Origin of the sequence: Polaribacter sp. Z022, from assembly GCF_023555495.1 — a bacterium.
Classification (GTDB): domain Bacteria; phylum Bacteroidota; class Bacteroidia; order Flavobacteriales; family Flavobacteriaceae; genus Polaribacter.
The window spans coordinates 606,262-622,267 of sequence record NZ_JALCZO010000001.1; the positions used below are offsets into that span (position 1 = coordinate 606,262).

General features: G+C 30.6%; 9 protein-coding genes. 8 read left to right on the forward strand and 1 reads right to left on the reverse strand.

Annotated features, from left to right (window positions below; genetic code table 11):
* Positions 1-13: 13 nt before the first annotated feature.
* Positions 14-1,627: a helix-turn-helix transcriptional regulator gene (locus tag MPF13_RS02675; protein WP_249980768.1), complete on the reverse strand. Its 1,614-nt coding sequence runs from the start codon at positions 1,625-1,627 to the stop codon at positions 14-16.
* A gap of 163 nt (positions 1,628-1,790) precedes the next feature.
* Between MPF13_RS02675 and MPF13_RS02680 the strand changes: the two genes are divergently transcribed.
* The 8 genes from MPF13_RS02680 (at position 1,791) to MPF13_RS02715 (ending at position 16,001) form a co-directional block, all read left to right on the forward strand.
* Positions 1,791-3,869, forward strand: coding sequence for a glycoside hydrolase family 127 protein (locus MPF13_RS02680; protein ID WP_249980769.1), 2,079 nt, complete (start codon positions 1,791-1,793; stop codon positions 3,867-3,869).
* 18 nt (positions 3,870-3,887) lie between these two features.
* Positions 3,888-6,260, forward strand: coding sequence for a type 1 glutamine amidotransferase family protein (locus MPF13_RS02685; protein ID WP_249980770.1), 2,373 nt, complete (start codon positions 3,888-3,890; stop codon positions 6,258-6,260).
* 2 nt (positions 6,261-6,262) lie between these two features.
* Positions 6,263-7,906, forward strand: coding sequence for a sulfatase (locus tag MPF13_RS02690; protein WP_249980771.1), 1,644 nt, complete (start codon positions 6,263-6,265; stop codon positions 7,904-7,906).
* Between the two features lie 10 nt (positions 7,907-7,916).
* Positions 7,917-9,839: an FAD-dependent oxidoreductase gene (locus MPF13_RS02695; RefSeq protein ID WP_249980772.1), complete on the forward strand. Its 1,923-nt coding sequence runs from the start codon at positions 7,917-7,919 to the stop codon at positions 9,837-9,839.
* 83 nt (positions 9,840-9,922) lie between these two features.
* Positions 9,923-11,047, forward strand: a complete 1,125-nt coding sequence (locus MPF13_RS02700; RefSeq protein WP_249980773.1) for a hypothetical protein — start codon at positions 9,923-9,925, stop codon at positions 11,045-11,047.
* Positions 11,044-12,456, forward strand: coding sequence for a carbon starvation CstA family protein (locus tag MPF13_RS02705; RefSeq protein WP_249980774.1), 1,413 nt, complete (start codon positions 11,044-11,046; stop codon positions 12,454-12,456). The genes MPF13_RS02700 and MPF13_RS02705 overlap by 4 nt, the downstream gene beginning before the upstream one ends.
* An 84-nt stretch (positions 12,457-12,540) precedes the next feature.
* Entirely contained in the window at positions 12,541-14,241 is a 1,701-nt protein-coding gene (locus MPF13_RS02710) for a sulfatase-like hydrolase/transferase (RefSeq protein ID WP_249980775.1), read from the forward strand.
* Positions 14,242-14,372: 131 nt separating this feature from the next.
* Complete coding sequence (locus MPF13_RS02715) at positions 14,373-16,001, forward strand: sulfatase (RefSeq protein ID WP_249980776.1); 1,629 nt, start codon at positions 14,373-14,375, stop codon at positions 15,999-16,001.
* Positions 16,002-16,006: the final 5 nt, after the last annotated feature.

Here is a 16,006-nt window from a genome sequence, read left to right on the forward strand (position 1 = left end):
ACTTACTTCCTTTTTAAATAGAATTGATGAACTTAGTCAGATTTTGATTTCTGTCTAAGTTCATTTTTTTTCTAAGTCTATGTCTTGCTACGTGTACACTTCCTAAAGAAATTCCTAATAAATACGCCATTTCTTTTCCTGAAAAATTCAATTTAATCAAAGCACAGAGTTTTCTATCTCCTCTGCTTAAATCTGGCACTTTTATTTGTAAACGTTCGTAAAAACCTTTGTTTAACTGATTAAAACGTCTGTTAAAAGAATCCCATAAACTCACGGAATTTCGTTCAATAGACTTTAATAAAACTTTAGATTTACTATCAGATGATGTTTCCTCAATATAATTTCTTAGTTTTTTTATCAGTTGTTCTTTTTCTATTAACTGTAAAGTATTTGTTGTTAATTCTTTGTTTTTTAAATCTAATAACTCTTTAGAATCTTTTTGTTTTTGTTTAAAACGTAAGTTTTTAATTCGCTGTCTAAAGATTAAAGCAATTATCACAATAAAAAAGATGATAATAAACAAAACAATTCTAAAACGTAAAATGTCTTCCGTCTTTTTTGCCAACTCAAGATTTTTAAGAGTCAGCTGCTCTTTTTTTCTAATGAGCTCTTCTTTATATCTATTTTTAATGGTTAAAAAACCTTTATTTTTCTCGTTTCTCGGATTTAAATAAGCGTTTCCAATAGTGTTCGATTTTTGCTCAAATTCATAGGCTTTGGCATAAGAACCTTCTTCTTTTAACACTTCTGCATAACGTGAGTATAAAAAAGATCTATAAAAAGTAGTTTCTCCTATGACTCCGTCAATTTTAGAAAATTTCTCAAAATAATATTTAGCTTGTTCTAGATTTCCTAGGTTTTTATAAATACTTGCAATCCTTCCATATAAAATCAATAAGAATTTTTGATCTATTTCTACTAAGCCACTATCAGGTTGAATATTTTCTAATTGAATAGTGGCGTCTTTAAGTAGCTTTAAAGCTGTATTTGGTTGGTTGTTCCAGTCATCAAAACTTGCCTTTTTTTCTTTTAAAAAGATTTCATAAATTGGTTTAGGCTTAAACTTTTTAGCTAATATTTCGCAAGTATCTATAGACTTCTCTAGATTAATTTTATCAGAAACTCTTTGATAGTGTAACACTAAATTATAGTGAGATTTAAATAAGTCAGAAATAGAAATCTTCTTTTTATTATATAAATCTTTATAAAGTTGATGGGCTTTAAAAAAGTAACTACCAGATTCTTCATCTTGTTTGTATAGATAAGTGAGCGCACCTAATTCTTCATTTGATTTTGCAATCAGTAACGTGTTATTATATTCTTCAGCAATAAAAAGAGCTTCACCAGCAGCACTAAAAGCTTCATAATATTTTAAGTTAGCTCTATTAAAACGACTCTGCGTTATTAAAGTTTTAATTAACAGAGTAGTATCTTTTCTTAAAAGAGCTTCATTTTTTGTTTTCTTTAAAAAAGAAAGTATAGAATCTTTTGGTAAGTTATAAGGAATTAATTTTTCATCATAATGTGTTTTTAATTGTTGACTATGTAAACTTTCAAAAACAAAAATGTTAAGTATAATTAATGGTAATAAATTTTTAATTAATTTATTTATAGTGTTGAAAACCAAATTATTAATAGTTAAATATTAAGATTTATAAATTTAACAATATTAATACTATAAAACAACAAATTTTCATAATGTTAAGTTTATGTAATGCTATAAAGTGTCTTTTAAAAAGAAAAGTGTTCTATATTTATAGAGATTAAGCACAAATATTAAAATTTAAACAATGAAAAAATTATCAATCTTCCTTTGTAGTTTTTTACTAATACTTTCTTGTAAAAAAAATACAACACCTAAAGAGGAGAACAATTTAGCATATAACAATTCGCAAAAAGTTGTTGTAAACTTAGATCCTAGTAAAGGAGTTGTTAATTACACAAATAGTCCTCATGTAAAACTGAAAAGTCTAAATATTGGAGATTGTAAATGGACAGATGGCTTTTGGGCAGATAAATTAAAAGTTGCTCAAGATGTTATGGTACCATATATGGGAGAAGTGTTAAAAGGAGATGAAGGTCATGCTTTAAATAATTTTAAAATTGCGGCTGGATTAATAGAAGGTAAACACAAAGGAATGCATTGGCATGATGGAGACTTTTATAAATGGATTGAAGCATCAACTTACATTTATGCACTTAATAAGGATAATAAAATCTTAAAAGAACTTGATGATTTAATTGAAATTATAGGTAAAGCACAACAAGAAAATGGGTATCTACAAACTCAAATTACAACCAATAAAAATAGAAAACCTTTTTCTGAAAGACGCTATCATGAAATGTATAATAGTGGGCATTTATATATAGCTGCCTGTATTTATTATAGAGTTACTGGCCATACTAACTTTTTAGATATTGCTATAAAACACGCCAATAATTTATACGATACTTTTCAGCCTCAGCCAAAAGAATTGGCTCGTTTTGGTTTTAATCAAGTGCAAATTATGGGTTTAGTAGAGTTGTATAGAACTACTAAAGACAAAAGATATTTAGAATTAGCAGAGATTTTTATCAATATGAGAGGGAAATCTAAACCAAAACCACACACAACAGTGAGAAATTTTCATATTGGAGATATGACTCAAGAAAGAACTCCTTTAAGAAAAGAAGATGAAGCTGTTGGACATGCAGTATTGGCATTATATTACTATGCAGGTGCTGCTGATGTGTATGCAGAAACTGGAGAAAAAGCTTTAATTGATGCTTTAGACAGAATTTGGGGAAATATTGTTGATAAGAAAATGTTTGTTACTGGTGCTTGTGGACAAAAACATGATGGTGGCTCATCTAATAGAGATTTTGTACACGAAGCTTTTACTATAGATTATGAAATGCACAATGCACACGCTTATAATGAAACTTGTGCCAACCTTTGTAATGCAATGTTTAACTATAGAATGTTGAGTGTTAAGGGAGAGTCTAAACACGCAGATGTTATGGAATTGGTTTTATATAATAGTGCACTTTCAGGAATTAATTTAGAAGGGAATAAATACTTTTATACAAATCCTTTAAGAAGAACTAAAGGCCATAAAATGGGTGTTACAGATTATCCCAATAGAGTAGGTTACATTCCATGTTTTTGTTGTCCTCCAAATTTGGTAAGAACCATTGCTAAATCTTCTGCTTGGGCATATAGTTTGTCTCAAAACGGAATAGCAGTAAATTTATATGGAGGTAATCAATTAGATACAAAGCTTTTAGATGATTCTAACATCAAACTAAAACAAGAAACCAATTATCCTTGGGATGGAAACATAAAAATTACGTTTGAAGAATGTAAAAGTGATGCTTTTGATGTATTATTAAGAATTCCTGATTGGGCAACCAAATACAGTTTAGCTGTAAACGGAAAAACACAAAAAACTACAGCCAAAACAGGAACATTTGCTACCCTAAATCGTCAGTGGAAAAAAGGAGATGTAATTACCTTAAATCTTCCTATGGATATTAAATTGTTAGAGGGAAATCCTTTAATAGAAGAGGTTAGAAATCAAGCTGCAGTTAAAAGAGGACCTGTTGTGTATTGTGTAGAATCACCAGATTTACCAAAAAATACGAGCATTTTAGATGTGTATTTACCTTTAAAATCGAAATTAAAAGCAACGTATAAAAAAGATTTATTAGGTGGTGTAACTGCTATTTCTGGAAATTTTAAACTGCGTGAAAACAAGAAGAAAGGAATGTATACAGAACTTACTGATGTAAAACTTAAAAACACAGAAGTTCAACTTGTACCTTATTTTGCTTGGTCAAACAGAGGAGAATCAGAAATGAGTGTATGGTTGCCAGTTATTCTAGATTAAAAAATAATTTTTCAAACCATGAATTACAAACAATTAACTTTTCTAAGCCTGTTTTTTCTTATAATCCTTTCTTGTGGAAAAGAAAGAAATCAGTATGAAGTTGAAGCACTCAATAAAATAGAAAAACTAGAATCTTTAATGGCAACAGCTAAAGCAAAAAACTTAGATGTAACCAGAGAAGAAACCTTACTTTGGTTTTCTAATGAGTTTATAAAATTTGCCAATTGGGATGAAAATAATAAAGATCAAGTTGAAAAAGCTTTTGGTTACGACCGTTTTTACAAGAAAGATCCTGCAAAATATGCAAATGAATTACCAAATCACGAAAGAAAAAAAGTCATTGAAATTCTTGATAAAGGAATCGCACAATTACAAAAAGTAATAGATGGTTCTATCGTTAGAAGACCAGCACAAAAAGTAGATTGGGGCAATATAGAAGTAACAGACAAAGCTTTAATTAATAAAGGAAAACCAGTGTTTTTACACGATTATTTTTCAAAAACAGTGGGTATTCCTTTAACCAATAAAGATGTCTACAATGATCATTTAGGAAATATGCATCATGGAGGTGAAAACTTATACGATGTGCATCAAGATAGAGCTATAAATCCTTGGTTATTGAATCAAGATGGAACTTTTGATCAAGAAAGATTAAAACTATTAACTAATATTCCAGATACAAACGTTGGTTTTTTGTACTTATGGAATTCTGGACTTCCAGATTGGTTAAAAGAAAAAGATTCTACTGTGCAAGTTGGTCGTTCGCTTTTTATGGGGATGGATATTGATAATCCTAATGTGAGAAAACATTGGGGAAAAATAGCTAATAAAGCAGGTGAATTAACCAAAGGAAAAAAAGTAACGCAATTAGGTTTTGTTCTAGCAAATGAACCTCATTGGTTTGCAGAAAAAGGCTATTGGACGCAAAAGTTTGGTGAAATGAATAGCATCTCTATTCATACTTTAAACAAATTTAGAACTTGGTTGTCAAAACAATATAACAACAATATTAAAGAGTTAAATAAAAATTGGGAAAGCTCTTTTAAAGACTTCAATTCAGTAGAAATAGCAATTCCAATTGATAAGAAATTTAGAGGTAAACCAATGTGGTATGATTGGTGCAGATTTGCTATGGCAAGAAGTTTAGATTGGTTTACATATATTCAAAATGAACTCCGAGTTTCCTATCCAAATGCGCCAACAAGTGTTAAAATGCAGCCTCGTTATTTTGCTACAGATTATCGTTCTCACGGATTAGATTTTGAAGCACTAACTGAACTTACTTCTATTATTGGAGATGATGCAAAAGCGCAAGCAAGTCGTTCTTTTGGAGCAAAAAAACCAGAACCTTGGGAAGAGAAATATGCCTATTCTTGGGAAGAAATTCCATTTTCTTATGATTTTATGGAGTCAGTTGCACCTGACAAAATCCATTTTAATTCTGAAACACATTTTTTATCACTAACCAAATGGAAGGACTTAAACACACCTACAGACTATGTAAGAAGTGTGTTTTGGTTGGCAACACTTCATGGAATGGATGCAAGTACATCTTGGTTTTGGGCACGTGATCCAGATGGTTCTCCAGAAAACAGATTAGAAGGAGATTTAGATTTTTGGGATCCAGGTTTAGGAGGTGCTTATGCAGGTTCTGCAAATATGCAACCGCAAATGGTGAACGAAATTGCGCAGGTTTTTATGGATATGAATAGTTTTTCTGAAGAAATAATCGCTTTAAGAAATCAACGCAAACCCTTACGTTTCTTTTATTCTGAAACCAGTGCCATCAATAAAAAACATCATATGACAGATTTTTTCGATTTGTATGAGTCTTTTTATTTTGAAGGATTACCAATGGCGTTTGCCACAGAAAAAATCATTAAAAAACAAGACAATTCTAATTGGGATGCTATTGTAGTATATCAAACAGAATATGTTACAGATAATGAGTTTAATGCTTTACAAAGTTATATCAATCAAGGAGGAACTGTACTTGTAGACAGTCCAAAAAGTTTGTCTAAAAACGAATATGGTAAAACAAGAAAGCAGCGTTTAAAAAGCACAAAAGGAAAAGTTATTCAGTTAAATACTACTGATATTAAAGAAATTAAAAAAGAATCTTTAGCCATTGTTGCAGGTGATTTACCAAAAATTAAGTTAAAAGAATCTAATGGAACAGAACATAAAGGTTGTACTTGGCGAGTTGTAAAAAATCCAAAAGGGGGTTATTGGGTAAATATTTTAAACATTGGTAAAAATGATGCAAAATTAAATTTGAGTTTTTCAGATAATAAAAAGCCAAACATTACAAATATGCTAACAGGAGAAAAATTGAATGCTGAATTTAATCTAAAACCAAGTGGTGTATTACTAATAGAAATCACAGAATAAAAATGAAATTTATAAAACAAATCTCTTATTCTCTTTTATTATTATTGATGATTAGCTGTCAAAAAGAAGTAAAAGAAGTACAAAAAAAACCAAACATTTTGTTCATTGGTATTGATGATTTACGACCAGAATTAGGGTGTTATGGTTCTGATATTGCAGTAAGTCCTAATTTAGACAAATTAGCAAGTCAAGGTTTATTGTTTGAAAATGCATATTGTCAACAAGCAATTTGTGGGCCTTCAAGAGCAAGTTTACTTACGGGAATTCGCCCAGAAACCAGTGGCGTTTTTCACAATTACATCAAATTTAGAGAAGTAAATCCAGATGTAGTTACATTGCCTCAGCATTTTAAAAATAACGGTTATGAAACTGTGTATACAGGTAAAATTTTTCATCATGGAGATTTAGATGATGAAAAATCTTGGAGTAGGTTACCTGCTTTAGATAGCATGAAACATGTTAAAAAACCTGTGGGTTTTGCTTTAGAAAAAAATTTAAAAGAACGTGCTGCTACTAAAAAATCTATGATTAAAAAATATGGTAAAGTAGCAAAATATGGTTTGGCAATGGGGCAAGCATACGAATCTGCAGATGTTCCAGATAATACTTATAGAGATGGTTATCATACAGAATTAGCTATTGCTACCATGAAAGAAATGAATGCAAAAAGTGACAAACCTTTTTTCTTAGGATTAGGTTTTAACAAACCACATTTAAATTGGGTGGCTCCAAAAAAATATTGGGATTTGTATGATAGAGAAAAAATAAAATTATCAACCCAAACTGAAAGTCCAAAAAATGGTGCAACAATGGGCTTGCATCCTTCTTTTGAATTGCGAGTTAGAAGTAATATTCCTAAAAAGGGAGAAATTGATAAAGAGTTAGCCATTACTTTAAAACACGCATATTTAGCATGTGTAAGTTATGTAGATGCGCAAATTGGTAAAATGATTACAGCTCTTGAAAAAGAAGGGTTAAAAGAAAATACGATTATCATTGTTTGGTCAGATCATGGTTGGCATTTAGGTGATATGGGTATTTGGGGTAAAGCCACAAATTACGAAATTGCTACAAGAGTTCCACTATTAATTTGGACTCCAGATATGCCAAAAGGGAGTCAAGGAAAAACTACAGATGCTTTGGTAGAATTGGTAGATATGTATCCAACTTTGGCAGATTTAGCAGGTTTACAAACTCCAAAACATGTAGAAGGAACAAGTTTTACAAACTTGCTTTCAAATCCTAATGAAAAATGGAAATCAGCCGCTTTTAGTCAATTTCCTTCCCCAGCATTAAGAGAATGGGGTGCTTTTCCAATTAGACCAGCAATGAGAGAAACTTATTTTGGACCTCTATTAAAAGAAGTAGAAGCTAAAATAAAAAAACAACAAGGTGATAAATGGAACAGAGATTTGTTTGAAAATGACTTAATGGGTTATGCAATGCGTACCAAACAATACAGGTTTATTGTCTGGAAAGATAGAACTAACAAAGATGCAAAACCAGTTTTTATAGAGTTGTATGATCACAAAATAGATCCATTAGAAACAAAAAATATTGCCAAGGAAAATCCTGATTTAGTTGGTAAATTAATGACACAATTTAATAAAGGTTGGCAAGGAAATATTCCTAATCCATCAATATAAAATATTTAAAATGAAGAGAAGAGATTTTTTTAGAAAAGGAGCAACTGCAGCAGTAGCAGTTGGAGCAATTCCAATGATAGCAACTTCTTGTGCAACTACTAATGACATGGTTTATGATAGAGAAAATGATAAATGGTATCATTTAGGAACTGGAAAAACCGGAACAAATTCAAGAAAGAAAACATCGGGTTTTGATGTTGCAGTAATTGGTGGTGGAGCAGCAGGAATTTGTGCAGCTGTAGCTGCCGCAAGAAATGGTTCTAAAACAGTTTTAATTCAAGATAGACCAGTTTTGGGTGGAAATGCATCTAGTGAAATGCGAGTTCATTTAAATGGAGTAAATAACATAAAAGGAAAAGCAGAAAGAGAAACAGGTATTATTGAAGAGATTTTATTGCACAATCGTTTTGAAAATGAGCAAGAATCTTTTCCTGTTTTTGATCATGTTTTGTATGATTTTGTTGTGAGAGAACCAAACATCACATTAATGTTAAATACACAAGCTGTAGAAGCAGTTATGGATGGTAATAAAATTAAATCTGCAATGTGTTGGCAAGCTACAACAGAAACAATGTTTACAATAAATGCGCCAATTTTTATTGATTGTTCTGGAGATGGTTTATTAGCAGCAACTTCTGGAGCAGAGTATAGAACAGGTAGAGAAGGAAAAGCAGAATTTAATGAAAAATATGCTCCAGATGTAGCAGATGGTTGGCAAATGGGAGCTACTTTATTAATGTCTTCTAAAGATATGGGTAAACCAATGAAATACAGTCCACCATCATATGCAATTAAATACACACATGAAGGAGGACATAAAAGAAGAAAATTTGCAGGTTTTCAAGATGGTATTTGGTGGATAGAGATTGGTTCTGATGATGATATTATTGCAGATGCTGAAAAAAACAGACATACATTAATGGCTTATTTACATGGAGTTTGGGATTATATAAAAAATTCAGGTAAATTTCCAGAGGCAGAAAACCTAGCTTTAGATTGGGTAGGTTCTTTGCCTGCAAGAAGAGAGTCTAGAAGATTTATTGGAGATTATTTTCTTTCAGAAAGAGACTTAACAGAACACAAACATTTTGATGATGCAGTTGCTTTTGGTGGTTGGTCTTTAGATGAACATAATCCTGGAGGAATTTTAGACATCAAAGAGCGTCCAAGTTTTTTTCATTATCATTTTAAAGAAGTGTATCAATTTCCTTTTAGAAGTTTATACTCTAAAAATGTGTCTAATTTAATGTTTGCAGGTAGAAACGTAAGTCAAACTCATATTGCGCTTTCATCTAGTAGAATAATGGCAACTTGTGCATTGCAAGGACAAGCAGTTGGTACAGCAGCAACTTTGTGTAATAAATACAATATTTTTCCTAGAGATGTTTATAAAAAACATATTAAAGAGTTGCAACAACAGTTAATGAGAGATGATGCTTTTATACCCAAACAAGTTGCAAATGATCCTAAAGATTTGGCTAAAAAAACAAGTACAATTTTTGGGTCTTCTACGTCTTCTGGTGATGCAATGAATTTAATCAACGGAATTTCAAGAGATATTTATGGAGAAATAAATCACTGGAAATCTGATGGACTTTCTGCAGAAATTCAAGCTGAATGGGAATCTCCAGTAAATTTATCAACTATTGAAATTAAATGTGATACCAACGTTAAACGTAACATTATGATGCGTAAAGACAGTAGAAATAATGATTTGTATGGAAATCACGTGCCAAAAGAAATGCTAAAAGCATTAAGTTTTGAAGCAAGAATTAACGGACAATGGAAAAAACTAGGTGAAATTACCGACAATAGAACACGTTTGATAAAAATGAAGTTTAATACTATAAAAACTACAGCAATAAGAGTGAAAATGACGGAAACGTATGGAGCTAAAGATGTAAAACTTTTTGAATTACGTTGTTATTCATAGTTAATTACTGATAACTACTTTTAATTTACAATAAATTACAAAAACATTGTTTTAAGCTTATATTTTAGATTTTTTAAAGTTATATGATTAGTATTTTAAAAACATACTGTTGGTTAATTATTCCACTATTTTTAATTAGTGGTTTAAACAATCATACTGCTTCTTTTAAAACAATTCAGCATAAAGTAGTTGTAAATCATCCTGGAGAAAAAATGCCTTCAACAGTATTTTTAAACCAGGAGATTGATAAAAACGGACTGCCTGTAGAATATTTTATGGATGTGCAATCTGTAATTTGTTTAGAGCAGGTTTGTAAGGTTATTCCTGTTAGAATTTATTGGAATAATTTAGGAGAATATCTAAGGTATGAACTAGAAAAAGGGGCAACTTTAGAAAAATATGAAGATGATTTTTTTGATACTGAAGATTATCCAAAATTACAAACCATTTTAGCAAATACAAATTCACCATTTAAAGATGTTTATATTGATGAAATTTTAACTGTTGTAGATGAGCATGATGAAGAATCTGATGCTGTTTCTGGAGCAACTGCTCTAGAGTTAGATGAAAAAGATACAGTTCCAGGTGCTGCTTTAACTTGTTATACTTTATGGCATTGGGCAAATGGAGAAATTGTTCAGAAAATTAAAGAAATTACTGGTAGGTCTGTTTCTAATCTACAATTACAAGATTTTTTAGTTGATAAAAATAAAGCCTATTACCATGTAGCTTTAAAAGATTTAGAACGAAGAAATAATTATGATAAAATAGTTATTAATACAATTGTAAAAAGAACTTTAGAAGATGAAACATTATTAAAAGCTACGTTTTCTTATTTAGAAAATTCGCCATCAACAATATATTTTTCAACAGTAAAAGAAATTTTTATAAAAGGAAAAACTAAGCAAAAACTTGCAGTAATTAGATCTTTAAAATCAATTAAACATAATATTGATATTACTTATTTAGAAAGTCTTAGTAATGAGGTTTCAAATTTAAGTTCTTACCAAGAAATTTCATTTTTTTTAGATTTACTAGAGCGTAAAAAGGCTATTTCTACAAAAGTAATTGAAAATATTTTTCCGGTTTTAAAATCAGAATTCATAAGAGCAAGAAGAGTGTATTGGTTTTTAAAAAATCAAAAATTATCTCCTTCACAAAAGAAAATTTTAAACGACTTCTATAAAGAAAACAAAAATAAATTATGATTACTTTTTTAGTTAGTATTGCCATTTTAGTTTTAGGATATTTTATTTATGGAAATTATATTGAAAAGAAGTTTGCAATAGATGTAAATAGAAAAACACCAGCAATTACCAAACAAGATGGTGTAGATTATGTGCCACTTCCATTAGGAAAAATATTTTTAATTCAGTTTTTAAACATTGCAGGTTTGGGACCAATTTTTGGAGCAATAGCAGGAGCACTTTGGGGTCCTGTTGCTTTTCTTTGGATTGTTTTTGGGTCTATTTTTGCAGGTGCAGTACACGATTATTTTTCTGGAATGTTATCTATTAGACATGGAGGAGACAGTATTCCTGAAATAGTTGGAGAGTATTTAGGAATAGGCGCAAAGTATTTTATGCGAGTTTTTTCTGTTGTTTTATTAGTTTTAGTTGGTGTTGTTTTTGTAAAAGGGCCAGCAACTATTTTACACGAATTAACAGGTACAAGTGTGCCTATATTAATAGCAATTATTTTTGGATATTACATTTTAGCAACTATGATTCCTATAGATAAATTAATAGGAAAAGTTTATCCATTATTTGGTGCTTCACTTTTAGTAATGGCTATTGGGTTATTCTTTGCATTACTTTTTCAAGATTATACAATTCCAGAATTAACAATAGATAATTTACAAAACCTACATTCTACTCCAGATGAAAACCCAGTTTTTCCATTACTTTTTATAACTATTGCTTGTGGTGCAATTTCTGGTTTTCATTCTACACAATCACCTTTAATGGCACGTTGTATATCTAATGAAAAACAAGGTAAAAAAGTGTTTTTTGGAGCAATGATTACAGAGGGAATTGTGGCGTTAATTTGGGCAGCAATTGCCATGGCTTTTTTTGGAGGTGTAAGGGAACTTGGAGAAACAATGGCACAAGAAGGTCATAATGCAGCTTGGGTTGTTAATATTATTTGTAACACAACTTTAGGAAAAATTGGTGGTGTTTTAGCTATTTTTGGAGTAGTTGCAGCACCCATAACTTCTGGAGATACTGCTTTTAGAAGCACACGTTTAATTATTGCAGATGCATTTGATTTTGATCAAGGAAAATTGTTAAAACGTTTGTTAATTACCATACCAATCTTTGTTATTGCTTTTGCCTTAACAAAAATAGATTTTGCTATTATTTGGCGTTATTTTGGGTGGTCTAATCAAATGTTAGCTACTATAGTTTTATGGACAATAGCAGTTTATGTAAAAATACAAGGTAAAAAATATTGGTTTATATTAATACCTGCTGCTTTTATGACAATAGTTGTAACTACTTATATTTTAGTTGCCCCTGAAGGTTTTAGTTTAGATTATATGCTTTCTTTAATTACGGGTATTGTTGTTGCTGTTGCATTGTCAATTTGGTTTGTTGTATCAAAAACACATCAATAAGATAATTGTTAATCTGTTTGAGTTAATATTGATTTTAAAGTATTATAAAAATCTGTATAATATTGTACACACTCAATTTTTAAAATGAGAAAGTTACTATTATTTACTACGTTATTTATTTTTACATCATTTGTTAATGCTCAAAATCCAAACATAGTTTTTGTTTTGGTAGATGATTTAGGCTATGGAGATTTAGGTTATACAGGAGCTAAAGATATTCCTACACCAAATATAGATCAATTAGCAAATCAAGGTACTAAATTTACATCTGCTTATGCAGTGCATCCTTTTTGTGGTCCAAGTAGAATGGGGTTGATTACAGGTAGATATCCACACGAATTTGGAGCTCAGTTTAATTTAGCAGATAATTCATCAGTCACAAAAGGAATTCCTGCTAATCAAAGAATGATGAGTAACATGTTTCAAGATGCAGGTTATAGAACAGGTTTAGTAGGTAAATGGCATTTGGGAAGTGAATCTCAATATCATCCTAATAACAGGGGTTTTGACGATTTTTATGGGTTTTTATATGGAGGTCATAGGTATTTTCCAGCAGAATATAAAGCAGCTTATAATGGACCAAACAGTTGGGTTTATAATCATCCTTTAGAACATAATGGAACTATTGTTACAGATGATGATGAATACATAACTGATGAATTATCTCATCAGGGAGTTCGTTTTATCAACGAGTCAGTAGCAGCTAATAAACCATTCTTCCTGTTTATGTCTTATAATGCACCACATTCTCCTTTAGAGGCAAAGACAGAAGATATGAATGTTGATGTAATTAAAGATATTGCTAATCTTGATAGAAGAAAATATGCTGCTATGGTCTATGCTGTAGATAGAGGAATGAAAGAAATTGTAGATGCTTTAAAAGCAAAAAATGTATATAACAACACATTAATCATTTTTATGAGTGATAATGGAGGTAGTCTAAAATTTGCAGCAAATAATGGACCTCTTTCTGGTCAAAAAGGAGATACGTTAGAAGGAGGCTTTAGAGTGCCAACATTTTTTCATTGGCCAAACAATGTTCCTGCTGGTGTAAATTACGATTACCCAATAACTGCCTTAGATTTCTATCCAACATTTGCGCATTTAGCAGGTGCTACAATTCAACCTAATAAAGATTTAGACGGATTAAATATTTGGAATCATGTTGTAGCTGGTACAAATGCCAGAAATGATAATGAAATAATTATGTCTGTAAGACATGACAATGCATCTAATAGGGTTGGAATTAGAAGAGGAGATTGGAAAGCATATAGATTAAATAATAACCAAGATTGGAAACTCTATAATTTAAAAAATGATATAGGTGAGACTACTAATTTAAGCGCTACAAATCCAACAATTTTAAGTGAATTAAAATCAGCTGGAGCTTTTATTGTAAAAGATTTTGCAGAGCCTTTATGGTTCCATTCAACAAATGCTGAAAGTGCTTGGAATAATAACAATATGCCAAATTTTGAAGCTACTTTTGGGGAAGCTTTAAGTATTGATGACGAAAATATGTTTGAAAACAGTCGGTTTTCTTTTTATCCAAACCCTGTAAAAAGTAAAATTAATTTCACCATTAATAATGCAAACTCCAATATGTCTGATGTTATTCTCTATGATTTGCAAGGAAGAATAATACAAAGTATACAAAACCTTAAACAAGATAAAAACAATTCATTTACATTACAATTGTTGCCTAATATTCCTAATGGAGTTTATATGGCTAAAGTAAAGAACAGTAAGAGTGTTTTTGCTTATAGAATTGTAGTGTCTAAATAAATACATGATAAATTAGTAACATTCTTAGGTAGTATTTACCCGAGTTTAACTAAATGATTTTTATAATTTGTGATAAATAATTAATGAAACAAAATTTTTTGAGTACAATGAGATTTTTACAACTATTTTTAATGATATCTCTTATGTTTGGGTGTAAAACTAAAACAGAAGAAAAAACAGCCGTAAAGAAAAAACCAAATATTCTTTTTATAGCTATTGATGATTTACGACCAGAAATTGGGGCTTATGGTTCTGATATTGCTGTAACTCCAAATATAGATGCTTTAGCAAAAGATGGTTTGCAATTTAATAGAGCATATTGCCAACAAGCAATATGTAGTCCTTCTAGAGCAAGTTTAATGACAGGTGCAAGACCAGAAACTATTAAAGTAATTGAAAATTTTACATATTTCAGAGATGCAAATCCAGATATAATTACAATTCCACAACATTTTAAACAAAATGGATATGAGGCAACTCATACAGGTAAAATTTATCATAAACCAGGTTTTGCAGATCCAGATTTATCTTGGAGTAGAAGACCTGCTTATGATAAAATGACTATAAAAAGAAGTAAAACTCCTGGTGGTTTTGCTAACCCAGAAAATCAAGCAATGTTTAAAAAGAACAGAGCAGATATGATTGCTAAGTATGGACCAAATGCTCCTAGAAATGGATTAGGAAAAGGACCTGCTTACGAAAATGCAGATGTACCAGATACGTTTTATGAAGATGGTTATAATGCAGAATTAGCAATTGTAACTATGAAAGATATGATTGAGAAAAACCCTGACAAGCCATTTTTCTTAGGAATGGGGATGAAAAAACCTCATTTAGATTGGTTAGCTCCTAAAAAATATTGGGATTTATACAATCCTGCAGATATTAAATTGGCAACACAAACTACTGCTCCAGAAGGAGGTGCAGCAATGGGTTTACATCCATCTTTTGAGCTACGTGCAAGATTTGGAATACCTAAAAAAGGACCAATAAAAGATGATCAGGCAAGAATTTTAAAACATGCTTATTTAGCATCTGTAAGTTATATAGATGCTCAAATTGGTAAAATGATAAAAGCATTAGATGATGCTGGTTTAAGAGAAAATACAATTATTATGCTTTGGTCTGATCATGGTTGGCATTTAGGTGATATGGGTATTTGGGGTAAAGCAACCAACTATGAAATTGGTACAAGAGTTCCATTAATTGTTTGGACTCCAAACATGAAAAAAGAAGTAAGAGGTACTACTTCTGAAGCGTTGGTAGAATTGGTAGATATGTATCCTACTTTATCTGAATTAGCAGGACTAGAAAAACCTTCTCATCTAGAAGGACAAAGTTTTGTGCCATTATTATCAAACCCTAAACAAGAATGGAAAACTGCAGTATTTAGTCAGTTTCCAAATCCTGCTTTAAGAGAATGGGCTGCAAACCCTTTATCTATTGGTATGAGAGAAACTTATTTTGGACCATTAATTAAAGAGCAAGAAGCAAAAATTAAAAAGCAACAAGGTGCTAAATGGGATAGAGAATTATTTGAAAATAGATTAATGGGTTATGGTATGAAAACAGATAATTATAGATTAATTGTTTGGAAAGATTATACAAAACCAGAAAGTGAGCCATTATTTATTGAATTATATGATCATAAAAACGACCCAACAGAAACTAAAAATGTTGCTGATGAGAATCCTGAAGTAGTAAAACAACTTTTAGTACAATTTAATAAAGGTTGGAAAGGTAATTTGGCTAAAATTTAATTTCT

Bases quoted from the DNA above. Each gene is read 5' to 3' on its own strand.
- MPF13_RS02680 (WP_249980769.1), top strand. From the start codon at position 1,791: ATGAAAAAATTATCAATCTTCCTTTGTAGTTTTTTACTAATACTTTCT.
- MPF13_RS02685 (WP_249980770.1), top strand. From the start codon at position 3,888: ATGAATTACAAACAATTAACTTTTCTAAGCCTGTTTTTTCTTATAATC.
- MPF13_RS02690 (WP_249980771.1), top strand. From the start codon at position 6,263: ATGAAATTTATAAAACAAATCTCTTATTCTCTTTTATTATTATTGATG.
- MPF13_RS02695 (WP_249980772.1), top strand. From the start codon at position 7,917: ATGAAGAGAAGAGATTTTTTTAGAAAAGGAGCAACTGCAGCAGTAGCA.
- MPF13_RS02700 (WP_249980773.1), top strand. From the start codon at position 9,923: ATGATTAGTATTTTAAAAACATACTGTTGGTTAATTATTCCACTATTT.
- MPF13_RS02705 (WP_249980774.1), top strand. From the start codon at position 11,044: ATGATTACTTTTTTAGTTAGTATTGCCATTTTAGTTTTAGGATATTTT.
- MPF13_RS02710 (WP_249980775.1), top strand. From the start codon at position 12,541: ATGAGAAAGTTACTATTATTTACTACGTTATTTATTTTTACATCATTT.
- MPF13_RS02715 (WP_249980776.1), top strand. From the start codon at position 14,373: ATGATATCTCTTATGTTTGGGTGTAAAACTAAAACAGAAGAAAAAACA.